This window comes from Arthrobacter sp. FB24, from assembly GCF_000196235.1.
Classification (GTDB): domain Bacteria; phylum Actinomycetota; class Actinomycetes; order Actinomycetales; family Micrococcaceae; genus Arthrobacter.
Map to the genome: position 1 here is coordinate 240,458 of NC_008541.1, position 23,332 is coordinate 263,789.

24 protein-coding genes are annotated in these 23,332 nt (G+C 67.1%); 17 read left to right on the forward strand and 7 right to left on the reverse strand.

Annotation, left to right across the window (positions count from 1 at the left end):
* The first annotated feature begins 88 nt into the window (after positions 1–88).
* From efeU to efeB, 3 genes are read left to right on the forward strand one after another with little or no spacing between them, the layout of a single operon-like run.
* Entirely contained in the window at positions 89–943 is an 855-nt protein-coding gene (efeU, locus tag ARTH_RS01185) for an iron uptake transporter permease EfeU (RefSeq protein WP_011690100.1), read from the forward strand.
* A 35-nt stretch (positions 944–978) separates the two neighbouring features.
* On the forward strand, positions 979–2,208 hold the full coding sequence (gene efeO, locus ARTH_RS01190; protein ID WP_011690101.1) for an iron uptake system protein EfeO: 1,230 nt from the start codon (positions 979–981) through the stop codon (positions 2,206–2,208).
* Positions 2,205–3,590: an iron uptake transporter deferrochelatase/peroxidase subunit gene (gene efeB / locus ARTH_RS01195; RefSeq protein WP_043429232.1), complete on the forward strand. Its 1,386-nt coding sequence runs from the start codon at positions 2,205–2,207 to the stop codon at positions 3,588–3,590. The genes efeO and efeB overlap by 4 nt, the downstream gene beginning before the upstream one ends.
* On the opposite strand, the gene ARTH_RS01200 is transcribed toward efeB, so the two are convergent.
* The 4 genes from ARTH_RS01200 to ARTH_RS01215 form a co-directional block, all read right to left on the reverse strand.
* Positions 3,583–4,785: a fumarylacetoacetate hydrolase family protein gene (locus tag ARTH_RS01200; protein ID WP_011690103.1), complete on the reverse strand. Its 1,203-nt coding sequence runs from the start codon at positions 4,783–4,785 to the stop codon at positions 3,583–3,585. The genes efeB and ARTH_RS01200 overlap by 8 nt on opposite strands.
* Positions 4,782–6,254, reverse strand: coding sequence for an aldehyde dehydrogenase (NADP(+)) (locus tag ARTH_RS01205; protein WP_011690104.1), 1,473 nt, complete (start codon positions 6,252–6,254; stop codon positions 4,782–4,784). Before ARTH_RS01205 ends, ARTH_RS01200 begins: the two co-directional genes overlap by 4 nt.
* The gene (locus ARTH_RS01210) at positions 6,251–7,597 is read right to left on the reverse strand and encodes an L-fuconate dehydratase (RefSeq protein WP_011690105.1); all 1,347 of its coding nucleotides are present in this window, start codon (positions 7,595–7,597) and stop codon (positions 6,251–6,253) included. The genes ARTH_RS01205 and ARTH_RS01210 overlap by 4 nt, the downstream gene beginning before the upstream one ends.
* 134 nt (positions 7,598–7,731) lie before the next feature.
* Positions 7,732–8,460, reverse strand: coding sequence for a GntR family transcriptional regulator (locus tag ARTH_RS01215; RefSeq protein ID WP_011690106.1), 729 nt, complete (start codon positions 8,458–8,460; stop codon positions 7,732–7,734).
* A gap of 301 nt (positions 8,461–8,761) precedes the next feature.
* Here ARTH_RS01215 and ARTH_RS01220 point away from each other — a divergent pair, with 301 nt between their 5' ends.
* A complete protein-coding gene (locus tag ARTH_RS01220) occupies positions 8,762–10,045 on the forward strand; it encodes an MFS transporter (RefSeq protein ID WP_232223568.1) in 1,284 nt (427 codons plus the stop codon).
* Between the two features lie 95 nt (positions 10,046–10,140).
* Here ARTH_RS01220 and ARTH_RS01225 read toward each other — a convergent pair whose 3' ends face one another.
* Positions 10,141–11,184, reverse strand: a complete 1,044-nt coding sequence (locus ARTH_RS01225) for a 1-phosphofructokinase family hexose kinase (protein ID WP_232223569.1) — start codon at positions 11,182–11,184, stop codon at positions 10,141–10,143.
* Here ARTH_RS01225 and ARTH_RS01230 point away from each other — a divergent pair.
* Positions 11,175–11,810, forward strand: coding sequence for a DedA family protein (locus ARTH_RS01230; RefSeq protein WP_011690109.1), 636 nt, complete (start codon positions 11,175–11,177; stop codon positions 11,808–11,810). The genes ARTH_RS01225 and ARTH_RS01230 overlap by 10 nt on opposite strands.
* A 57-nt stretch (positions 11,811–11,867) precedes the next feature.
* Here the strand turns inward: ARTH_RS01230 and ARTH_RS01235 are convergent, their stop codons facing one another.
* The gene (locus ARTH_RS01235; RefSeq protein WP_043429233.1) at positions 11,868–13,430 is read right to left on the reverse strand and encodes an HNH endonuclease signature motif containing protein; all 1,563 of its coding nucleotides are present in this window, start codon (positions 13,428–13,430) and stop codon (positions 11,868–11,870) included.
* Positions 13,431–13,534: 104 nt separating this feature from the next.
* Here ARTH_RS01235 and ARTH_RS23715 point away from each other — a divergent pair, with 104 nt between their 5' ends.
* The 12 genes from ARTH_RS23715 (at position 13,535) to ARTH_RS01290 (ending at position 22,605) form a co-directional block, all read left to right on the forward strand.
* Positions 13,535–13,681: a hypothetical protein gene (locus tag ARTH_RS23715; protein ID WP_156810595.1), complete on the forward strand. Its 147-nt coding sequence runs from the start codon at positions 13,535–13,537 to the stop codon at positions 13,679–13,681.
* 130 nt (positions 13,682–13,811) lie between these two features.
* Positions 13,812–14,114, forward strand: a complete 303-nt coding sequence (locus ARTH_RS01240) for a DUF4193 domain-containing protein (protein WP_011690111.1) — start codon at positions 13,812–13,814, stop codon at positions 14,112–14,114.
* A gap of 114 nt (positions 14,115–14,228) precedes the next feature.
* Entirely contained in the window at positions 14,229–14,531 is a 303-nt protein-coding gene (locus ARTH_RS01245; protein ID WP_011690112.1) for an urease subunit gamma, read from the forward strand.
* An 8-nt stretch (positions 14,532–14,539) separates the two neighbouring features.
* Positions 14,540–14,887, forward strand: a complete 348-nt coding sequence (locus tag ARTH_RS01250) for an urease subunit beta (protein WP_011690113.1) — start codon at positions 14,540–14,542, stop codon at positions 14,885–14,887.
* Positions 14,884–16,614: an urease subunit alpha gene (ureC, locus tag ARTH_RS01255; protein WP_011690114.1), complete on the forward strand. Its 1,731-nt coding sequence runs from the start codon at positions 14,884–14,886 to the stop codon at positions 16,612–16,614. The genes ARTH_RS01250 and ureC overlap by 4 nt, the downstream gene beginning before the upstream one ends.
* Positions 16,615–16,636: 22 nt before the next feature.
* A complete protein-coding gene (gene ureE / locus ARTH_RS01260; protein WP_011690115.1) occupies positions 16,637–17,122 on the forward strand; it encodes an urease accessory protein UreE in 486 nt (161 codons plus the stop codon).
* Complete coding sequence (locus ARTH_RS01265; protein WP_052309627.1) at positions 17,103–17,804, forward strand: urease accessory protein UreF; 702 nt, start codon at positions 17,103–17,105, stop codon at positions 17,802–17,804. The genes ureE and ARTH_RS01265 overlap by 20 nt, the downstream gene beginning before the upstream one ends.
* A 12-nt stretch (positions 17,805–17,816) precedes the next feature.
* Complete coding sequence (gene ureG / locus ARTH_RS01270; protein ID WP_011690117.1) at positions 17,817–18,434, forward strand: urease accessory protein UreG; 618 nt, start codon at positions 17,817–17,819, stop codon at positions 18,432–18,434.
* Positions 18,435–18,481: 47 nt separating this feature from the next.
* Positions 18,482–19,312: an urease accessory protein UreD gene (locus ARTH_RS01275; protein WP_083812730.1), complete on the forward strand. Its 831-nt coding sequence runs from the start codon at positions 18,482–18,484 to the stop codon at positions 19,310–19,312.
* Entirely contained in the window at positions 19,312–20,364 is a 1,053-nt protein-coding gene (locus tag ARTH_RS01280; RefSeq protein ID WP_011690119.1) for a HoxN/HupN/NixA family nickel/cobalt transporter, read from the forward strand. Before ARTH_RS01275 ends, ARTH_RS01280 begins: the two co-directional genes overlap by 1 nt.
* Before the next feature lie 67 nt (positions 20,365–20,431).
* On the forward strand, positions 20,432–21,016 hold the full coding sequence (locus ARTH_RS01285; protein ID WP_011690120.1) for an HhH-GPD-type base excision DNA repair protein: 585 nt from the start codon (positions 20,432–20,434) through the stop codon (positions 21,014–21,016).
* A 38-nt stretch (positions 21,017–21,054) separates the two neighbouring features.
* Entirely contained in the window at positions 21,055–22,605 is a 1,551-nt protein-coding gene (locus tag ARTH_RS01290; protein ID WP_011690121.1) for an FAD-dependent oxidoreductase, read from the forward strand.
* Positions 22,606–22,618: 13 nt separating this feature from the next.
* On the opposite strand, the gene ARTH_RS01295 is transcribed toward ARTH_RS01290, so the two are convergent.
* Positions 22,619–23,227, reverse strand: coding sequence for a TetR/AcrR family transcriptional regulator (locus tag ARTH_RS01295; RefSeq protein ID WP_011690122.1), 609 nt, complete (start codon positions 23,225–23,227; stop codon positions 22,619–22,621).
* Positions 23,228–23,332 lie beyond the last annotated feature (105 nt).

Here is a 23,332-nt window from a genome sequence, read left to right on the forward strand (position 1 = left end):
CACGTTTGAGTTGCTTAATTCTCGACCTTGGGTGATCCTCGTATGAGGCAAGCCTAACCTTGGCTCCGATAATTGAGGCTCTACGTTAATGACAGCAAACTACTTGATCGGCCTGCGCGAAGGCCTTGAGGCGACTCTCATCGTCGTGCTCCTGATGGCATATCTCCTCAAGACCGGGCGGCAGCACCTGCTGCCCAGGCTCTGGGCCGGCGTCGCAGTGGCCGTCTCCGTGTCGGCGGGGTTCGGTGCGCTGCTTACCTTCGGTCCGCGCGGGCTCACGTTCGAGGCGCAGGAAGCCATCGGCGGCGGCCTTTCCGTGGTGGCCGTGGGACTGGTGACCTGGATGGTCTTCTGGATGGCCCGTACCGCCCGTTCCCTCGGCACCGAACTCCGCTCGCAAGTGGACAGGGCGGCAGATGGCGCCGGCTGGGGGCTGGCCGTCGTCGCCGCGTTGGCTGTTGGCCGGGAAGGCCTTGAAACTGCGCTCTTCCTGTGGGCGGCGGCCCAGGCCACCGGAGAGTCGGCAACGCCGCTCTTCGGCGCACTGCTGGGGCTGGCCACTGCCGTCCTGCTCGGATTCCTGCTCCACCGCGGAGTCCTCAGGATCAACCTCGGAGCGTTCTTCACCTGGAGCGGCGCCGCGCTTGTCGTCATCGCCGGGGGCGTGCTTGCCTACGCCGTCCATGACTTCCAGGAGGCCGGGATCCTCCCTGGACTCCACAGCCTGGCCTTCGACGTTTCGGCGGCCGTCCCGCCGTCGTCCTGGTACGGGACCGTCCTCAAAGGCACCCTGAACTTCTCACCTGCCACCACCTGGCTGGAAGCGGCAGCATGGCTGCTGTATGTCCCGGCCGTGCTGTTCTTCTACCTTCGTTCCAACCGCCGCGGCCGCGCATCATCGCAGCCGGACACAGCCGCCCGGGCTGCCGTAGCGGCTTTCTGACCCCCACCCCTCGCATCCCCCAAAGGAACACCTCCATGCCCAGCCCCAGCCTGCCCGAATTTGACCGCTCAGCGGCCGCCCGCACGCCCGGCCGCCGGCAAAGCGCGGCCGCCCGCCTGGCAGCGGCAGCCGCCGTCGCAGTCCTTCCGCTGACAATGGCCGCCTGCACGGACAACGCAGCGCCGGCCTCCACGGCCGGGGCTGTGGGCCCCATCCAGGTCACCAGCACCGGCGATGCCTGCAAGGTGTCCACGGCGTCCGCGAAAAGCGGCAACCTCACTTTCGCGGTCCAGAACGACGGCGAGCAGGTCACCGAGTTCTACCTGCTGGCGGAAGACGGGTTGCGCATCCTGGGCGAGGTGGAAAACATCGGGCCGGGACTGACCCGGAACCTGGTGGTCACGGTCCCTGCCGGGAAGTACACCACTGCCTGCAAGCCCGGAATGGAGGGTGACGGCATCCGGGCCGGCTTCGAGGTGACGGAATCAGGCAGCCAGCCCGCGGTGGACAGCGACCTCAAGGCGCTGAGCGACCATGGGACGGCCCAGTACGTGGCCTACGTCAAGGACCAGACCGAACAGCTCCTGGCCGGGACCAAGAAGTTCGCCGAGGCGTACGCGTCCGGCGACGCGGCCACGGCAAAGAATCTCTATGCCGCAACGCGCATGCACTGGGAACGCATCGAGCCGGTAGCCGAGTCTTTCGGCGACCTCGATCCCAAGCTGGACGCCCGCGAAGCGGACCTGGCCGAAGGCGAGGAATGGACCGGCTGGCACCGCGCGGAAAAGGACCTGTTCCCGCCGGCCGGCTTCCAGCCGCTGGCCGCAGCGGAGCGCGAAAAGCTCGCGGCGCAGCTGGTGGCGGACACGGAGGAACTGGCCCAGCGCACGCGGACCGTGGAGCTCACCGCGGACAAGCTGGGCAACGGAGCCAAGGAACTGCTGGACGAGGTAGCCACGGGCAAGGTCACGGGTGAAGAGGAAATCTGGTCCCACACCGATCTCTGGGACTTCCAGGCCAACGTGGACGGCGCGCGGATTGCCTTCGAAAACCTCAAGCCGGTGCTGGCACAGAAGGACCCGGAGCTTTCCAAGAGCCTCGACACCAAGTTCGCCGCCCTGCAGGCCGAACTGAAGACCCACGCCAAGGGCGACGGTTTTGCCTATTACAACGAACTGAGCCCCGAGCAGGTCCAGCGCCTCGCCGCCCTGGTGGACTCCCTGGGTGAGCCGCTGTCCAACCTCACCGCGGCAGTCGTACTGTGAGCGGCTGCCCCTTCGGCGGCGGCCAGGACGGGGTGGGGGACACCTCCCAGGCCCCGGCCTCAGCTGACAGCGCCCCCAACGGTGCCGCGGACGCCAAAGCCGCCGCCGCCCGCGGCGTTTCTCGACGGGGCCTGCTTTCTTTCGCCGGGGTCGGTGGCGCCGGGGCGCTTGCCGGAATTGCCGCCGGGCTGTGGGGCCGCGACGCCGTCTTCGCGGCAGAGCCGGCCGTGGAACCGGCTGATGACACCGTCCCGTTCCACGGGGAGCGCCAGGCCGGAATTACGACGGCGGCGCAGGACCGGCTGCACATGGCGGCCTTCGATGTCCTCACCGAGGACCGCGACGAGCTGATCCGGCTGCTCAAGGACTGGACGGCCGCCTCGGAGGCCATGACGCAAGGCCGCGAAACCGGCGAAACCGGCGCGGCCGGCGGCTCCTATGACGCCCCGCCGCAGGACACCGGCGAGGCCTTGGGACTCAGCGCCGGCAAGCTCACCGTGACCTTCGGCTTTGGTGCCAGCCTGTTCGAAAAGGACGGAAAGGTGCGGTTCGGGCTCGAGGGCAGGCGCCCTGATGCCCTCATCGACCTGCCGCATTTCCCGGGCGATGACCTGCAGGCGGGACGCAGCGGCGGGGACATCATCGTGCAGGCCTGCGCTGACGATCCCCAGGTGGCCGTCCACGCCGTCCGCAACCTGGCCCGGCTGGGGTTCGGCAAGGTCCGCGTCCGCTGGTCCCAGCTGGGCTTCGGGCGCACGGCCTCCACGTCCCGCGCACAGCAGACGCCCCGCAACCTGTTCGGTTTCAAGGACGGCACCAACAACCTCAAGGTCGAAGACACGGAGCTGCTGGAGAACCACGTCTGGGCCGGGGCAGGCACCCGGCCCGGAGAAGCCTGGATGGAGGGCGGAAGCTACCTTGTGGCCCGCCGCATCCGCATGCACATCGAGATCTGGGACCGGACGTCCCTGGGCGAGCAGGAAGCCCTGATCGGACGGACCAAGGCCGAGGGCGCCCCGCTGTCCGGCGGCAAGGAATTCACCGCCCCTGATTTCACCATCAAGGGCAAGGACGGCAAGCCCCTGATGGGCTTGGACTCACATGTCCGGCTGGCCCATGCCGACCAGAACGGCGGGGTCCGGATGCTGCGCCGCGGGTACAACTACACGGACGGATCCGACGGGCTTGGGCACCTCGACGCCGGGCTGTTCTTCATCGCCTTCGTCAAGGACCCGCGCACGCACTATGTGCCCATGCAGATGGCGATGGCCAAGCAGGACACCCTGGCCGTGGAGTACCTCAAGCACACCGGCTCCGCCCTGGCCGCGGTGCCGCCGGGCACGAGGCCCGGCGGCTTCCTCGGAGAAGGCCTCTTCAGCTGACGCTGGCGGCGCCTGCAGCTGAAGCGGAGCGCTCCTCCCCGGCGAGGTAGGCGAACAGCTGACGCAGCCCGAAGTGCCAGGGCGGAAGCTCTTCGGCGGCACCCACCGTGTTGACCAGGGCGCCGAGGTGGCGGCTGCGGATGGTGACCACGTCCCCCATCTTGTGGGTGAAGCCCTGCCCGGGTTCGTGCCGGTCCTGCGTGGGCGCGAACAGTGTGCCCGTGAAGAGCGCGAAGCCGTCCGGGTACTGGTGGTGGCTGCCGAAGGTCGCGGCCACCAGCTCCTCGAACGGCCGGCTGATCCGGGCCACCGTGTTCCGGCCTTCGAGCCGGTACCCGTCCGCGCCCTCCACCCGGAGCAGGATCTCTTCCTGCCGCAGGGTCTCGAGGGTGAACCCGCCGTCGAACAGCCGGATCAGCGGCCCCAGGGCGCTGGAGGCGTTGTTGTCCTTGGCCTTGCCCAGCAGCAGGGCACTCCGTCCTTCAACGTCGCGGAGGTTCACGTCATTGCCGAGCGTCGCACCCACCACCTTGCCCCCGGACGTGGCGATCAGGACCAGCTCCGGCTCCGGATTGTTCCAGGAGGAGAACGCAGGAATTCCGACGCCTGCACCCAGTCCGACGGAGGACAGCACGGGCGCCTTGGTGAAGACCTCGGGGTCGGGGCCGATGCCCACCTCGAGGTACTGCGACCACAGCCCTTCGGCCATCAGCACGCGCTTGGCTTTGGCGGCCTCGGGGGAGCCCGGCCGTACCTCGCCGATACTGCCGCCCAGCGACTTGCCCACGAGGTCACGCATTTCGGTAGCCCGGCCTGCATCCCCGCCGCAGCGCTCCTCGATGACCCGCTCGATCATGCTGTCCACGAACGTCACCCCGCAGGCTTTGATGACCTGCAGATCAACGGGGGCCAGCAGGTGCGGCCGCGTGATGTCCTGCCTCAGGGACGCACTGACGACGTCCGCCGTCTTCCACCGCGGCGTACTCATGGCGGCACGCACGTCCGCCGCCGGATCCGCTCGCTCCAGCAGCTCCGACACTGTGCCGGCGAGGTGCTGCAGGTCGAACACATCCCCGCCCTGAACCGCCACAACCCGGGGGCCGGAGGTGTCCACGTCCCACAGGCGGCCGATGAGGAGCGCATCCTCCGCATCCTCCGGAAGGACTGTCGCGACCGGAACCCGCAGCGCCGTCACGGCTGGCCGTCCGGCTGTGCGGACGGCCGCTGCCAAACGCCGTCGACCCTTTGCGGGACGTTCCACGGGTTCGCATCCTGCAGCGGCTCCGGCAGCCGCGGCTCCGGAAAGGACTGGAAGGCCACCGGCCGGAGGAACCGCCGGATGGCGGCCGTCCCCACGGAGGTGGTGCCAGACGTCGTGGCCGGGTACGGCCCGCCGTGGTGCTGGGCGTAACTGACGGTCACCCCCGTTGGCCAGCCGTTCCAGAGCAGGCGTCCGCTGATGTCCGCGAGCCTGCCGGCAAGTTCGGCGACGTCATCCTCCGCTTCGGCCTGCAGGGTGGTGGTCAGCTGGCCTTCCAGGAGCCCGGCAAGGGCGGCGAGCTCGGAGTCGTCGTTGTATTCGACCACCAGGCTGGCCGGTCCGAACATCTCCTGGCGGAGGATGCCGGGATCCCGGCGGACAGCATCGGCCGTGGTCATCAGGACGGTGGGCGCCGGCGACTCGGCGAAATCGCCGTCCACCAGCACCTGCACGCCCGCCGTGTCCCGAAGCCCGGCAACTGCCTGCCGGAACCCTTCGTGCAGCCGTTCGCTGAGCAGCGGCGCCGGAGCGAAGTCCGCGAGGGCTTTCCGGAGGCTGTCCCGGACCTTCTCAGTTTCCCCGGCCGGGAGGAAGAGCACACCCGGCTTGGTGCAGAACTGACCCATTCCCAGGGTGAAGGAGCCGGCAAAGCCGCCCAGGATCTCCTCGCGGCGCGCGGACCAGGCGTTGCCGGTAACGAAAACGGCATTGATGCCGCCCAGTTCGCCAAAGAACGGGATCGGTTCGGGCCGCGCAGCTGCACGGTCGAACAAAGCCCGGCCGCCCGCCGTCGAACCCGTGAACCCGATGGCCTTCACCAGCGGGTGCTCAACCAGCGCCTCCGCAGCCTGGCGGCCGGTGACCAGGGAGAAGAGGCCCGACGGCGCCCCGGCAGCCTCGAGTGCGGTGGTCACCGTTTCGGCCGTGCGGACCGCAAGTTCCCGGTGTCCGTCGTGTGCCTTGTGGACGACGGCACAGCCGGCCGCCAGGGCCGACGCGGAGTCACCGCCCATCACACTGAAGGCGAACGGGAAGTTGGACGCCCCAAAGACGCCGACCACGCCGAGCGGCACGTTGTAGCGGCGAAGGTCGGGCCGCGGCCCCATGCCCCAGGCGGCATCCTCATGGTCGATCGTCGCGTCGAAGTGCTCGCCGCGGCGGATCTCGTCGGCGAAGAGCCGGAGCTGGAAGACGGTGCGCTTCAGCTCGCCCTGGAGTCGTGGTTCGGCGAGGTGGGTTTCCGCGGCCGCGATTCCGATGAGGGTCACAGCGTCGCCTTCCAGGCCGGCGGCCACCGCTTCGAGCCAGGCTGCCCGTGTTCCGGGACCTGCCAGGCGGGCTTTTTCGAAGGCAGCGTGGGCGGCCTCGACTGATGCGTTCAGCTGGCCGGCTGTGGTGTTCATCGGCCGGCTCCGGCAGGTGCAAGGCTCGCACCGGTGACGGCGGCGCGGTTGCCCACTTCAAGCCACCCTGCGCCGGAGGGGAATTCCCAGCGCGTCCGTGAGGCACTGAGCATCTCGGCGCCGGTGCCCGGGCGTTCCGGGGCGGCATAGCGTCCGCCAACGATCCGCACCGGTTCGGCGAAGTGTTCGTGCAGGTGGTCCACGTATTCGATCATGCGGCCGTCCTGGCTGCCGGTGATGGCGGCGTAGTCGAAGAAGGAGAAGTGCTGGACCAGCTCGCACAGGCCAACGCCTCCGGCATGCGGGCAGACCGGGACGCCGAACTTGGCGGCCAGCAGCAGGTTGGCGATGTTCTCGTTGACGCCGCCCACCCGGGTGGAATCCAGCTGCAGGACGTCGATGGCCCCTGCCTGAAGCAGCTGCTTGAACACAATACGGCTGGCTACCGCCTCGCCTGTGGCGACGCGGACCGGGGCTACTCCCTTCCGGATGTCCGCATGGCCCAGGATGTCATCGGTGCTGGTGGGCTCTTCGATCCAGTAGGGATTGAACTCGGCCAGCTGGTTGACCCATTCAATCGCCTCGGACACTTCCCAGCGCTGGTTGGCGTCGATGGCGATGGGCAGGTTGCCCACGGCCTGCCGGGCGAGGGCCATGCGGCGGCGATCGTCGGCGAGGTCGCCGCCGACCTTGAGCTTGATCATGGAGAAGCCCGCTGCGGCGGCCTCCTTGCTGAGCCGGACCAGCTTCTCGTCGCTGTAGCCCAGCCAGCCCGGCGACGTGGTGTAGGCGGGGTAGCCGTCCGCCCTGAGGCTTGCGATGCGGGCCGCCTTGCCGTCCTGGCCTGCGCGCAGGATGTCCAGGGCTTGCTGCGGATTCAGGGCGTCACGGATGTGGGTGAAGTCGACGACGTCAACGATCTCTTCCGGGGACATTTCGCTCAGGAGCAGCCAGAGCGGCTTGTTTTCGCGGCGGGCGCGGATGTCCCAGAGCGCGCTGACCAGCGCGCCGGCCGCCATCTGGGTGACACCTTTCTCCGGGCCGAGCCAGCGGAGCTGCGAGTCGTGGATGAGGCGCTTGGAGGCGCTCCCGAGGTCGTAGATCAGTTCCTCGATGTCCCGGCCCCGCAGCAGCTCCGCGTAGGAGTTGATGGCCGCCGTGAGGATTTCGCTGCCGCGGCCGCAGCTGAACACAAAGCCGTGGCCTTCATCGCCCGCATCGGTGCGGATGACGACGTAGGCGGCGGAGTAGTCGGGGTCAACATTGACTGCGTCGGACCCATCGAGTTCCAGGGACGTGGGAAACCGGACGTCCTGCGTGGTGATGGATGTGATGGAAGGCATGGATCTCTTCTCTCGGGCGATCTGAAAGGTGAAGTGATTTCCTATATGAATTTCCATAATCATATATGAACTGTGATCCAGATCAAGTACCGATGGCAAAAAAGAACCCCGGCCGAGGGGCCGGGGCGCTGGACCTAATCCACGATGTGCCGCCTGGGCGGGCCGCCATCCTCCAGTGGCGCCAGGTCTGCATGGTCTTCGAAGGCCTGGGCGAAGCGGGCAAACGAGTTCCGGATGTGCTCCGCCATGGCCGCTTCGGCCTGTTCGGGCTGGCATGCCTTGATGGCCTCACGGACGGCCGAGTGTTCGGCGACGGTGATGGCGCCGTCGACATCGGCCGGGTAGAGGCGGAAGGTGTGCAGGTGGCAGTGCGTCTGCGCGAAGGCGTGGCGGACCACGGTGTTGCCGGCGGCGGCCAGGATCGTGTCGTGGAAGCGGGTGTCATGGGCCACCAAGTCCTGCCGCAGGTCTCCCGAGGACGTCATGGCGCCGCGGAACGCCGTAATTTCTTTCTCGAGTGCGGCGGAGGGATTGGCCAGCCGGTCAACGGCTGCCGAACGCGCCGCCCAGGGCTCCACCAGCAGGCGGAACTCGAAGAGGGAGCGCAGTTCGGCCAGGTCCAGCAGGGGCGTGGTGCTGTAGCCTCGGCCGGGGTTGTAAACCACCAGGTTGTCGCCTTCGAGCCGCTGCAGCACTTCGCGCACCGGCGTCTGCGATACGCCCAGGCTCCGCGAAACGGCGTCGATGTTGATCCGCGTGCCGGGCGCGATTTCGCCTTCGAGGATGGAGGCGCGCATGGACGAATACACATCGCTGACGGCTGCTTTGCCGCGGGAGATATCGGAAGACTGACGTGGGGGCACGCGCTGACCTCTTAGTGCTGGTTGGGTGTGTTGTTCGGGTGGGAGTCGCTGGGGGAATCATATTCCACCGGGCCATTCGCCGGGCATGGGGGTGTCGCTGCGCACGTTTTTTGAGGGGGACTTGATCCGGATCACATTTTCTATATGATTAACCAGATTCCTATATGATTTGGCATCGATATCTTCGGTGTCTTCCCCCGGCGCCACAGGCGCCCGAAGCCATGTTCACGTCGAAGGAGACCACATGACTGCGCTCGGAAGTAAAGTTGCCAGTACGTCATCCCCAAAAAATCCCCGCCTCATGACCCGGAAGCGCTGGGTCATTATCTGGCTTGCCTTCATCGGGCTGAGCATCAACTACCTGGACCGCTCCAGCCTCAGTGTTGCGTTGCCCTTCATGGGCAAGGACTTCGAACTGACCGCCACCCAGCAGGGCCTGATCTTTGCCGCCTTCTTCTGGGCCTACGACTTCTGCCAGCTGGCTGCCGGTTGGTACGTGGATAAGGTCGGACCGCGCAAGTCGTTCTCCTTGGCGGCGCTCTGGTGGTCCGTGTTCACCATGGTGACCGCCGCGGCGACGAGCTTCTGGTCCCTCTTCGCGGCCCGCTTCCTCCTGGGCGTCGGCGAAAGCCCCGCGCCCAGCACGGCAGCCAAGGTGGTGGCCACCTGGTTCCCCGTCCGTGAACGGGCTTTTGCCACAAGCATCTGGGATTCGGGTTCCCGGGTGGGGGCCGTCATTGCGCTTCCCATCGTTACCCTGATCGTGGCGCTGACGTCTTGGCACGCGGTATTCATCATCATCGGCATCGCCGGCGTGATCTGGGCGGCCGTCTGGTGGAAGGTGTACCGCAGCCCCCAGGAGCACCCCGGTGCCAACGCCGCCGAAGTGGCGTACATCGAAGAAGGTGGCGCCCGCGGCGAAGGCAGCGACGACGCCAACGCCGCCAAGCTGCCGTGGCGCTCGCTCTTCAAGTACCGCACCATCCTCAGCATGATGTTCGGCTTCTTCTGCTTGAACAGCGCCATCTACTTCTTCATCACCTTCTTCCCGAGCTACCTCGTGAAGGAACGCGGATTCGACTTGCTCAAGCTTGGCTTCTTCGGTGCCATCCCCGGCATCTGCGCGGTGCTGTGCGGCTGGCTGGGCGGATACCTGGCGGACCGCGCGGTCCGGGCCGGGGCATCCGTTACTAAGGTCCGCAAGACCGCTATCGCTGGCGGCCTCGCAGGTGGCTCGGTCATCATGTTTGCCGCCCTCGTGCCGGAAGCCTGGATGGCCCTGGCGCTGCTTTCCGTTGCCTACTCAAGCCTTACCGTCGCAGCGACCGGCATCTGGTCGCTACCCGCGGACGTTGCCCCGAGTTCCAAGCACGTCGGATCCATCGGCGGACTTCAGAACTTCGCCTCCAACCTGGCCGGAATCTTCACCCCGATCCTCATCGGCGTGCTGGTGGACCAGACGGGTTCCTTCGTGGCCCCGCTGGCGGTCATCGGAGCCATCTCGCTCGTGGGTGCCGCCAACTACCTCTTCGTCATGGGCAAGATTGAACCCCTGAAGGTCAAAGAGCCCGTAGCGGTCGCATAACTGCAGAAAGGGCGGCGGCAACCCGGACAGGTTGCCGCCGCCTGACGCGTCCGCTGCTGAGGCGGAACGAGGGCAAGCAGGACGTCCGCGGCCGGTCACGGTGCTGTGTTGGCGAGCTCAGCCTCCAGTCGTTCCACGTCGGCCCGGTGGCAAAGTTCGGTGGCAGGGGTCATGACGGTGGCACTGCCGGCGGCCACGGCGGCCCGGAACGCCGCGTCCAGCGGTTGCCCCTGCGCGAGCCGGAGCACAAAAGCACCCAGGAAACTGTCGCCGGCCCCCACCGTGCTGACCACCGGCACCTTCGGCACCGTTAGCCGGATGAGGCCGGACTTCGACGCGAGCAGGGCACCGGACTCGCCGAGTGTCAGGGCGACGTGTTCCGCCGCCCCGTCAGCCACCAGGGCGGATGCGGCGTCCACCTGGCTCGGCTCAGTGTCGAGGGCGGCACCGAAATGGGTCCCCAGCTCGCGGAGGCTCGGTTTAACCAGGAACACTCCCGCAGCCAGCGCCTCGGTGAGTGCCGGCCCGGAGGCGTCGACGACGCAGTGGGCACCGGCCTGACGTGCCAGGCGGGCAACCCGCGCATAGAAGTCGTCCGGGACTCCCGGCGGAAGGCTGCCGCTGGCCACCACGTAGCCGCCCATCGGCATGGAAGCGGCCACAAGGTCCAGGCAGGCCTGCCACTCCGGTTCTTTGAGCTCCGGGCCTTGAAGCACGAACCGAAACTGTTTCCCGGTGGACGTCTCATCCACGGTGAAGTCCTGGCGGGTGCTCCCTTGGATGGGGACCACCAGCGTCGGGATGCGCTCCGCTTCGATCAGCCGGCGGTAGGCTTCCCCCGTGGGTCCGCCTGCGGTGTACACCGCCAGGGTTTGTCCGCCCAGGCGCTGGATTACCCTCGCCACGTTGATGCCGCCGCCGCCCGGGTCGAGGCGGCTCGCGCCGCACCTGAGCTTATGGCCGCTGCTGACCTGCTCGGTTGAGGTGCTGATGTCCAATGCCGGGTTCACCGTCAGGGTGAGAATCGGCTTACTGCCCAACTGCTGCGAGGCGTCCATGGCCCCAGCATAGGAGACGCCGGGACCTGAAGGGCTGACGGCAACCCGTCCCAACTGCCACACTGTTGCTGATGCAGGCATTCTTCGACGGACTCCTCAACGCCAGCCCGGTACTGGTGGCCTGTGTTGTGTTCGCGTTCGTTTTCGCCGAGGACGCCCTCTTCATCGGCTTTGTCATTCCCGGCGAAACCGCGGCGGTGGTGGGAGGTGTAATCGCAGGCAAGGGCAGCATCCCGCTCGCGGCGATGATTGCCGTAGTGGTCTCCGCCGCGATCCTGGGCGACACGGTGGGGTACGAAATCGGCAAGCACCTGGGCCCCCGGCTGATGTCGCTCAAGACCTTCGACCGGAAGCGCCACCAGCTGGAGAAAGCCCAGGAGTTCCTGAAGCGGCGGGGCGGTCCGGCCATCTTCCTTGGCCGCTTCACCGCCTTCTTCCGCGCCGCGATGCCGGCACTGGCCGGCTTGAGCGGCATGCCCTACCGGCGCTTCGCGCTGTGGAACATCACCGGCGGCGTGCTGTGGGGGAGTCTGTTCGTGACACTCGGATACCTTGCCGGGAACCTGTACGACGAAGTGGCACGCACTGCCGGAAGTGCCGCTGCCATCGTTGTTGCCGCAGTGGCAGTTGGCGTGCTGGTCACATGGCGGATCCGCCGGCATCGGCAGTCGACGGCTGCAGACAGCAGCGCGCATCCACAACGGTGACCCCCAAGGCGGCAACTCCTTACCAAGGTTGACTGGGCAGCGGAGGCGCGGGTGGTCCTAGGCCGCGATGAATAGGGCCCAGTCGGGGAAGGGGTCGGCGGGTAATGGTGGCCCGGTCTCTCCGGGACCGGTGGCGCCGGTGCTTCCCTCCGCGCCGGCGGGTAGGTCCGGCCAGTGTGGTGGTTCCCATTCCGGTACCCATCCCGGGTCGTCGTCCTCCACCGCGGGGTTTTCGCCCGCGGGCTCCGCGCCGGCGGGTAGGTCGGGCCAGTGTGGTGGTTCCCAGTCCTGTTGTTCGCTGGGGTAGGAGCGTCCTGCGGGTGAGATCCAGCGCGGTGGCTGGTCCCGGGTGGCGTCGACCGGCGTCCATGCTGTGGTGTGTTTGAGCCGGTGGTGCTTCGGGCATGGCTGGCCCAGGTTGGTGATGTCGGTGCCGCCACCTGCGGACCAGGCCAGCAGGTGGTCCGCTTCGTTATCCAGGGAGTGGTTGTTGCAGCCGGGAAACGGGCACCGGCCGTCCCGAAGCCGCAGCCATTGGCGCATCGCTTTCGGAACCGGGTAGCTGCTGCGTCCGATCTCCAGCGGCGCCCCGCTGCGCGGGTCGGTCAGCACACGCAGGAACGATCCGGCGCCCTCGCCGAGAAGCCGGCGGGCCATGGACGGCGGAACAGGACCATACCCGTCCAGGGTGGCCGGTTCCGTCCCCGCGCCCAGCAGCGACAGCACCGGGACGGTCACCAACACCTGCGCCTTCGGCGACGGAACACCTTCGGCAATGCCTGCGATGAGCCAGTCAGCGGCGACGTCCGCGCGGAGCTGGGTCAGGGTCCGGGATTCGGCCGGGCCCTGCAGGGCACGCGCCGCGTCCGTGGCACGGGCCCACACCCCCGCTGCCACATCCGCACTCACATAGGCCGAGAGCCAGGCCATGCCGTCCCGGTCCGGGGCATAGTCCAGCCGGCGGTCCGTCACGGCCTTGCGGTGGCGTGCTTCGAGGCTGACCGGATGGTGCCGCTCACGCCAGCTGCGCGCCTTGGCCCGGAACCTGCCCGGCACCAGCTCCCCGGCCGGGCAGCCCCGCGCAGCAAAGGGAGCTTCGGGGTCCAGGAAATGCCCCTCCAGGGCAGCAGCCGCGACCGGGTCCAGACCGGACGTCTCATCACACATCACCCGCGCATGCTGCCACGAAATGCCCCCCGACCGCAGCGCGGACAGCGTCAGCGGCAACCGGGTGGTCAGGATGACTGAGTCCGCCAGTAACGCCGCTGCCGATCTTTCACTCACCGTCAGGACACAGGCCACCTCCGCCGTGACCGCCATGGCTCGGGCGGTGCGCTCCTGCGGGGAAACGGCCGGGGCCGTCAAGGCCGCGGCAGCGCGGACGTACCCGGCGGCGAAGTGCACCTTCAGCGCGGCCAGCATGGCCTCCAGGCCACCCACTCCGGCCAGGCCGTCCAGGCACGCGTCCGCCTCGTCCCGCAAAGGATCAGCACCAGACGAGGCCAGGTTCCCGGCGCCGTTCCCGGCCCCGCGGCCGGCCCCGCAGCCGGCACACGCAGCCAACGCAGCAAGGGAAGCCCCCATGGCCTCCAACGTCTCCGCAACCGCCTTGCCGTCCATACCCACAGCATGACAGCAGGGTCTGACAAAAACCCGGCATCAGGGTTGCCCTGGCACACACCGCCGGAAGCGCCGCCACCTCGCCGCGTGCCAACCTGACATCCGTGGCCCGGCCGCTGCAGGAAATGGGCGCACGGCGCTCCAGTTCTGCGGCTGGCGGACTGGCGGACAAGGAAGCACTGGAATCAACCCATGTTGAACTGGCCACCCGGCCGCTGGTCAGGGGCTCCACTGCAGCCCCCGCCACCTGATTTCTTCCGCAGCGTGCCGAACATTACACCACTTCGACTTAGTTCGTTGTGGTGTATCGGGAATAAGGGTGCGATGGTGTAGGTTGCATTCCCGTCAGGGCAAGAACATCAGAAAAGAGAAACACCCAAAGTGGCAACCGATTACGACGAAGTACGATCCGACGTCAAGGAATCCCAGGAGAACTCCCTGGAGGCGCTCCAGTCCGCCAACGCCCCCGACGCGCGAAGCGTTGTCCGGGAACTGGATGAGACCGACGCCCTCGATGACGGCATGGTCCCCGGCGGCGAGTTCGTCGCCGAGGAACTGGTAGTCCAGGTCATCCCGCAGGCACAGGATGAATTCACCTGCTATTCCTGTTTCCTGGTCCGGCACCGGTCCCAGATCGCCCGCGAAAAGAACGGCCACGCCTATTGCGTTGAATGTGAAGGCTAAGGGCCGCCGCGCCGTCTCCCGCCGCCCCTGAACCGGGAGACGGGCCCCGGAAATCTCGCGGAAACGTGACCGGCCTACTGTGGTTACACAAGCAGTACGTTGAAGGGATTTTCGATGCATCTGATGCCCCGTGAGCAGGAAAAGCTCATGATCGTGGTCGCCGCAGACCTTGCCCGGCGCCGACAGGCCCGCGGCCTGAAGCTGAACTTCCCTGAATCCGTGGCAATCATCAGCTACGAACTGATCGAGGGCGCCCGGGATGGGCGGACAGTCGCCGACCTCATGAGCTACGGCACCACGCTGTTGACGCGGGACGACGTCATGGAGGGCGTGCCGGAAATGATCCACGACGTCCAGATCGAAGCCACGTTCCCGGACGGCACCAAGCTCGTCACTGTCCACGATCCGATCCGATAGGGCAGGCCATGATTCCAGGCGAGTATGTTCTCGGATCCACGCCCGTGGTGATCAACGCCGGACGCGACGCGATCGACGTCGTCGTTGTTAACACCGGTGACCGGCCCGTTCAGGTGGGCTCGCACTACCACTTCGCTGAAGCGAACGCCGCCCTTGCGTTTGACCGCGCCGCTGCCTACGGCCGCCGGCTGGACATTCCGGCGGGCACTGCGGCCCGGTTTGAACCGGGGGACAGCAAGACCGTCCGGCTGATCGAGCTGGCGGGCAGCCGCGAGGTGTACGGCCTTAGCAACGCGGTCAACGGCACGCTCGATGCCGGCAATGCCCGGCAAGAAGCGAAGACGGAGGCCAAATGAGCTTCGAACTGACCCGCAGGCAGTACGCGGACCTCTACGGCCCTACGACGGGCGACTCCATCCGCCTCGCGGACACCGAGCTGTTCCTTGAGATAGAAAAGGACCTCACGGTCTATGGCGAGGAAGTGGTGTTCGGCGGCGGCAAGGTAATCCGCGACGGCATGGGCCAGAACGGCCAGGTGACGCGGGATGAAGATGTGCCGGACACCGTCATCACCAACGCCGTCATCCTCGACTACACGGGCATCTACAAGGCGGACGTCGCGATCAGGGACGGCCACATCATCAAGATCGGCAAAGCCGGCAACCCGCAGATCACCGACGGCGTGGACATCGTGATAGGCGCCAGTACCGAAATCATCGCCGGGGAACGGAAGATCCTCACCGCCGGCGGCGTGGACACGCACATCCACTTCATCTCCCCGGACCAGGTGCCCACCGCGCTCACCAGCGGCGTGACCACCATGGTGGGTGGCGGAACAGGGCCGGCCGAAGGCACCAAGGCCACCACCGTCACGCCCGGCAAATGGCACATCCAGCGGATGCTGCAGGCCACCGAGGGAATGCCCATCAACATCGGGCTGTTCGGCAAGGGCCACGCCTCCGCCGTCGAACCGCTGGCCGAGCAGATCCGGGCAGGCGCCATCGGGCTCAAGGTCCATGAGGACTGGGGTTCCACCACGTCCTCGATCGACAACTCCCTGAAGGTGGCGGACGAATACGACGTCCAGGTAGCCATCCACACTGACACCCTCAACGAGTGCGGTTTCGTGGAGGACACTATCCGCGCCATTGGCGGCCGGGTGATCCACACCTTCCACACCGAGGGTGCCGGCGGCGGCCACGCCCCGGACATCATCAAGATCGCGGGGCTGCCCAACGTGCTGCCGGCGTCCACCAACCCCACGCTTCCGTACACGCGCAACACCATCGAAGAGCACCTGGACATGCTCATGGTGTGCCACCACCTCAACCCGGACATCCCGGAAGACGTGGCGTTCGCCGATTCCCGAATCCGCGCAGAGACCATTGCTGCCGAGGACGTCCTGCAGGACCTGGGCATTTTTGCCATCACGTCCTCGGACTCCCAGGCCATGGGCCGGGTGGGTGAGGTGATCACCCGCACCTGGCAGGTGGCGGACAAGATGAAGAAGCAGCGCGGCGTGCTGAAGGACCCGGCCGGCGGTGCCCATGGTTCCGAAGACAGCGACAACTTCCGGCTCAAGCGCTACGTGGCGAAGTACACAATCAACGCCGCCATCGCGCAGGGCATGGCCGACTCCATCGGCTCGGTGGAGGAAGGCAAGTTCGCTGACCTGGTGCTCTGGGACCCCGCGTTCTTCGGAGTGAAGCCGGAGCTGGTGCTCAAGGGCGGCCAGATCGCCTACGCCCTCATGGGCGACGCCAATGCCTCGATCCCCACGCCGCAGCCGCGCACCATGCGCCCCATGTTCGCGGCGTTCGGCAAGGCGGTGCAGCAGTCCTCCATAACCTTCCTTTCGCAGGCCGCGATCGACGCCGGGGTCCCGGAAGAGCTGGGCCTGCAGAAGGTCATCCGGGCCGTGTCCGGGATCCGCTCGCTGTCCAAGGCCGACCTCAAGTACAACGACGCCACGCCGGACATCCAGGTGGACCCGGAAACATACAAGGTGACGGTGGACGGCGAGGACGTCACGTGTGAACCGGCCGACGTCCTGCCCATGGCCCAGCGCTACTTCCTCTTCTAGAATCCCGACCCCGGAGCCCCACGTGATCATCGAGAAAATCCTCGGCAACCTGCACGAGCTCCCTGCCTCCGAGGCCGGAGCGTTCGCCGGGCTGCACCAGGAAAAAGTGGTGCTGCCCAGCGCCCAGCTGGTGAAGCGGATCCAGCGTGTCACCACGGACCACGGGAAGGAACTCGGCATCCGGCTGCCCGCCGGTTCCGGGGACCTGCGCGACGGCGACATCCTGCATGTGGCCGAAACCAACATGATCGTGATTTCCGTGCTGCCCACCGACGTCCTGGTGGTGGCGCCCCGGAGCATCCACGAAATGGGCGTGGTGGCGCACTCGCTCGGCAACCGGCACCTGCAGGCACAGTTCTTCGATGCCGGCTCCGAGTATGCGGCCGACGTGATGGTGTGCCAGTACGACCACACTGTGGAGGACTACCTCAAACATGTCGGGGTGCCCTACGAACGCCAGGAACGCGTCATGCCGGTCCCCTTCCGCCATGCCGAACACTCGCACTGACGCCGTGGCCGCGGCAGGTAGCTACCAGCTCGCGCTGCAGCAGCTGACCGACTCCGCCCTGCCCACCGGGGCGTTTGCGCACTCGCTCGGCTTTGAGACCTACATTGAGCGCGGCCTGGTTCATGATGAGGCGTCCTTCGGCGTGTGGCTGTCCGCGTTTGTGGGGCAGCAGCTGAGCTACTCCGACGGGCTGGCCATCAGGTTCCTTTATGAAGGCGTTTCCTTTGCGGAACTGGACGCACTGCTCACGGCGCAGCTCCTGCCGCGGCAGCTGCGGGAGGCCAGCACCAAAATGGGGACACGGCTGCTGGAGATCGGGACCGAGGTGTTCCCTTCCCCGGAGCTGGCGGAGTACCGGGCGCTGGTGGGTGCAGGCCGGGCCGCCGGCCACCAGCCGCTGGCGTTCGCCGTCGTCGCCCGTTCCCTGGGCGTGCCGCTCACCGAATCGCTCGCTGCGTACCTTTTCGCCGCCGTCACGTCACTGACCCAGAACGCCGTCCGCGCCATCCCGCTGGGGCAGAACGCCGGCCAGCGGCTGTTGAGGAAAGCGTCCGACGACGTCGCTGCCGCCGTCGAACGGATCGGCCGCCTGGCGCCGGACGACTTCGGGGCCGTAAGCCCCGGACTGGAAATTTCGCAGATGCGGCACGAGCGTCAACGTGCCCGCATGTTCATGAGCTAGCAGGAGGACACAATGTCTGAACCCATCAAGATCGGCATCGGCGGACCGGTTGGCGCCGGCAAAACGCAGCTCGTGGAGCGGCTCACCCGGCACATGAGCCGCGAGATCTCCATGGCCGCGATCACCAACGACATTTACACGATCGAGGACGCCAAGATCCTGGCCGCCAACGGCATCCTGCCCGAGGACCGGATCATTGGCGTCGAAACCGGCGGCTGCCCGCACACCGCCATCCGCGAGGATACGTCCATGAACACCGCGGCCATCGAGGAACTCAAGAAGCGCCACCCGGACCTGCAGGTCATCTTCGTGGAATCCGGCGGCGACAACCTCTCGGCCACGTTCAGCCCCGAGCTCGTGGATTTTTCGATCTACATCATAGACGTGGCCCAGGGCGAGAAGATCCCGCGCAAAGCCGGCCAGGGCATGATCAAGTCGGACCTCTTCATCATCAACAAGACCGATCTTGCACCGCACGTTGGCGCGGACCTCGCCGTCATGGAACGGGATTCCCGCGAGTTCAGGGGCGAGAAGCCGTTCTGCTTCACCAACCTCAAGACCGACGAAGGCCTTGACGCCGTCATCGAATGGGTGCGGCGTGACGTCCTGATGCTCGACCTGGCATCGTGAGCACGACGGCGGCCCCGGAGGTCGAGCTCGTCGAGACCGAAACCCCGATGGGGGAGCTTGCGTTGCGCGTCGCTGTTCGCGGGTGTAGGTCCGTGGCCGCACATCAGTACCACCGGGGCGCCTTGCGGATCTTGCGGCCGCACTATCTCGACGACTCCGGACAGGTCTGCTATGTCGTGGTGAATCCGGGCGGGGCCTACCTTGGGGCCGATCTTTACGTCATTGACGTTGAGGTTGGGGATGGCGCGAAGCTTCTGCTGACCACACAGTCCGCCACGAAGATCTACCGGACTCCCGGGTCCTTCGCCGAACAGCGGGTGTGCCTGCGGCTGGGGGAGGGGGCACAGCTCGAGCTGGCCCCGGACCAGCTGATCGCGTACCGGGAGGCCAGCTACCGGCAGAACACCCGCATCACCGTGCGGCCGTCGTCGAGCCTGGTGATGGCGGAAGTGGTGACGCCGGGGTGGTCCCCGGACGGGGCATCGTTCCGGTACGAGGAACTGCGGCTCCGCAATGAGATCCAGGTGGAGACGCCCGGCGGTACCGGGCTCCTGGCGCTCGACAACCTGCTGATCCGGCCGCCCCTCAACGACGTCACCGGCATGGGCTTCATGGAGGGCTACAGCCACCTGGGTTCGCTGGTGGTGGTGGACGCCCGGGTGGAGCAGGCGCTGGCCGACGAGTTCCACGCGCTGACTGCCGGGCACGATGCCTGCACCGGGGTGTCCCTGACCGCATCGGTCGGCGGAACCACCGGCCTGGTGCTGCGGTCGCTCTCCAACTCCACGGAGGAACTCAACCGGCTGCTGGGCGCCTGCACCGCCCTGCTGCGTGAACGCTGGTACGGGCAGTCACCCCTGAACCTGAGGAAATACTGATGACCACGCTGACCGGGTTCGCCGCGATGTACCGGGATCGGGAGCAATTGCCGCTCCGGACCCGCCTGCTGTTCGCGTTGGGTGCGGTGGCCGCGCTGCATCTTGCCGCCGTCGTCCTGCTGCTTGTCAGTTCGGCGGGTGCCGCGCAACCCCTGGCGCTGGGGCTGGTGCTCACCGCCTACCTGGCGGGCATCAAACACAGCTACGACTGGGACCACATCGCCGCGATCGACAACTCGACGCGGAAGTTTGTGGCCCAGCACAAGGATCCGGTAAGCGTGGGGTTCGCCTTCAGCCTGGGCCACAGTTCGGTGGTGATCCTGGCCGGAGCGCTGGTGGTGGGCGGTGCCGCCATGGTGGGTCAGTTCATGGAGGACGGCACCACCGGAAACCTGGTCCTGGGCCTGATCGGCAGCGGCGTCTCCGGGCTGTTCCTGCTGGCCATGGGCCTGTTCAACGGCTCGGCGTTCCTGCGGGCCGCGCGGGCGTACCGGAACGTGCAGGGCGGCTGCGAGCTGCGGGAAGGGGACCTTGAAGCGAAGGGATTCGTGGCATGCCTGCTGGCCAAACCGCTGTCCAAGGTCCGGCGGCCGCGGAACATCTACGTGATCGGCTTCCTGTTCGGGCTGGGTTTCGATACGGCCACCACCATAGGGCTGCTGGTGATGACGACGGCGGCCTCCCTCGCCGGGGTCTCCCCGCTGGCTCTGCTGGCGCTCCCGATGGCCTTCACCGCGGCCATGACACTGTGCGACACGGTCAACGGCGTGGCCATGATGCGCATGTACCGGTCAGCCATCCACAACCCGCAGCGGAAGCTCGGTTTCAACGCCCTGATCACCGGTATCTCGGCCGTATCCGCGCTGTTCATTTCAGCGATCACCCTGGGCGGATTCTTCAATGCGGCGTTGGGGTTGGAGGATCCCCTCACCACTTGGCTGGGCACGGTGGACCTGGGCGAGGCCGGCCTGCTGCTGGTAGGTGTGCTGCTGGCCGTGTGGTGCGTTGCCGCGTGGCGGGGGCGGGTGAAGGGCGCTTCAACGGCCGTATAGCTTGCCCGCCGGGCGGCCAAAGACGCACCCCATGACGCGGGCAGGACCGGGTGGGAGGATAGGACGCATGGAACTGCACATCACAGGGGACCCCGCAGCGGACAAACTACTCAGCGACGACGCGTTTGCACTGCTCACCGGCATGCTGCTTGACCAGCAGGTGACCATGGAATCGGCATTTGCCGGTCCCGAGAAGATCCGGACGCGCATCGGCTCCATGGATCCTGCGGCGATCGCCGGGTACAACCCCCAGGACTTCGTTGAAATGTTCAAGGAGCGCCCGGCCGTCCACCGGTTCCCCGGATCCATGGCCGGACGTGTCCAGGCCCTCGCCGAAACGGTGCACCAGGACTGGAACGGGGACGCCACGGCCATCTGGACGCAGGGTGACCCCGACGGACCGGAGGTGCTGCGCCGGCTCAAGGCGCTGCCGGGATTCGGCGAGCAGAAGGCCAAGATCTTCCTCGCGCTGCTGGGAAAGCAGTGCGGGCTTCAGGCCGAAGGCTGGCGAGAGGCTGCTGGCCATTACGGCCAGCAGGATTCGTACCTGTCCGTGGCAGACATCGTTGACCCGGAGTCGCTGACCAAGGTGCGCGCCAGTAAGCAGGCGGCCAAGGCCGCTGCCAAGGCCGCAAAGACCGCCGGGCACTGACTGCCCGAGGGAAGGCCAGGGCGTGAAAGGCGGGGACCGTGGGTGATCAGCTTGCAGGCAGGCTTGGTTCCCTGTGGGCGGCCACCGGCGGACCGGTGCAGTACGCCGCCCTCGATGAGGACCTGCATGGTGCCCTCGACGTTGACGTGGCCGTGATAGGTGGCGGGATCGCCGGCCTGACCGCTGCGCTGGCCCTCAAGCGGGCAGGCCAGACGGTGGCCGTGCTTGAAGCAGCCCGCGTGGGCACCGGAGTCACCGCGAACACCACCGGCAAGGTCACGTCCCTGCACCGGCTGGCTTATACCGAACTTGCGGGCCGCCACGGCAAAGAGGCGGCCCGCACCTACGGCCAGGCCAACGAAGCCGCCATTGAGCACGTGGCGGACACTGTGGCGGGCGAAGGAATCGACTGCGGCTTCAGGCGGGTTTCCAACTACACCTACGCGGAATCGGAGCGTGCGCTCGCCCTGGTCCGGGAAGAAGCGGCGCTCGCCGGGAGGCTCGGGCTTCCGGCGTCCTTTACTACCGAGGTGCCGCTGCCGTTACCGGTTGGATCGTTCCCGGTCGCCGGGGCGGTCCGCTTTGATAACCAGGCGCAGATCCACGCACTCCGGTACGTGCAGGGCCTGGCCCGAGCTGTGGACGGGGGCGGAAGTTTCGTCTTCGAGGACTCACCCGCCACGGGGTTCCGGGACGGCTCTCCGGCTGTCGTCGACACGGAGCGCGGATCGGTCCGGGCGAAGGAAATCATTGTCGCCACGAATATGCCGTTCGGCGATAACGGATTCTTCGCGGGGCGAACCTACGCGCACCGCTCGTACATCGTTGCTGCCCACACTGACGCTGCCCCTTTGGATTCCACGTTTGTCAGCGTTGAAGAACCGATGCGCTCCATCCTGACTACCGACGTCGACGGCGTCAGCTACGTCCTTGCCGGCGGTGAAGGGCACCCCGCCTCGGAGCAGGTTGACTCCGCCGAACGGTACGGCAGGCTCGCCGCGTTCGCCCGGGACCGCCTCGGCGCCGGAGAGATCGCCTTCCGCTGGTCCACCCAGGACGCCATGCCCGCCGACGGGCTGCCCTTCGTCGGGCGCCTGTCGCAGGACTTCCGGCATATCCACGTGATCACCGGGCTGCGCAAATGGGGGCTGACCAACGGAACGGCCGCCGCCCTGATCCTCCGGGATCTGCTCTGCGGCCGCACCAACCCGTGGGCGGCATTGTTTGACAGCACCAGGACCGTCCCAGCACAAGGTGCCGTGCCTCCGGCGTCGGATCTTCGGGAGGCGGCCCCTCCCAGGGAACCTCCTCAAAGGACGCCGGCCGCACCGCCCGAGGCCGCCCCGGGTCAAGGAAGGGTCGTGGACGTAAACGGAGCAAAGACCGCCGTCTACGTCAGTCCTGCGGGCGGCGTCAGCGCCGTTTCGGCCGTTTGCACGCACCTGGGCTGCACGGTGGAGTTCAATGCGGCCGACGTGACATGGGACTGCCCGTGCCACGGTTCCCGGTTCAGCACCGACGGCACCGTCATCCAGGGGCCGGCCACCCGGAACCTCGCGGCCAGCCCGGCCCCGGCGGACCCCGGCTGAGCGCAGCCCGGCGTTAACCGGCCAGCTTGGCCCGTAGCCCGCCGATGATCACGTCCAGGCCGAAGTCGAAGGCGTGCCCGCCCCGCTGCTCCGACGGTCCTGCATTGCCGACCGCGCGCTTGAGAGTGGGATACCCCTCCGCCGGCGGGTCCCAGACGATGTCCGGGGCCGCGAGGTCCAGTGCCGCACCGAGGGCGAAGCTGTCGATGGTGGAGATGGCCGCCACGACGTCCCGCCCCCGGAATCCTGCCGCCTCGAGGGCCAGTGCCAGGTCTTCGTAGAGCCCGATGACGTCCGGATCAGTAATCGTTTGCAGGACCAGGAGCGGTGCCAGCCGCGGGTGCCGGACGAATGCGTCCCGGTAGGCGCGGATCAGGACCCGCAGGGCCGCTTCCCAGTCACTGTGGTCCACCGGCGGATACGGCTCTTCGGTGATGATCCGGTGGCGCAGGAGCTCCAGGATCTCGTCCCGGCCGCTGACGTGGTTGTAAATGGAGGACTGGCTGACGCCGATCTTCTTTGCCAGCTTCGGGAAGCTGAAGTCGCCGCTCTCATCGACCAGCTCCAAGGCAGCCGTGGTGAGGGCCTCCACGGATATCAGCGGGAGGAGCGGGCGCCCCATGGGTTCTCCTGACTGCAGCTCTTGAAGGTCAAGCCCAGCCTAGCCGGAGGGACTGCGCTGGTCCGTTTTGGGAAAAGTATGGCGCTCTGCGCCACACGCCTCCAT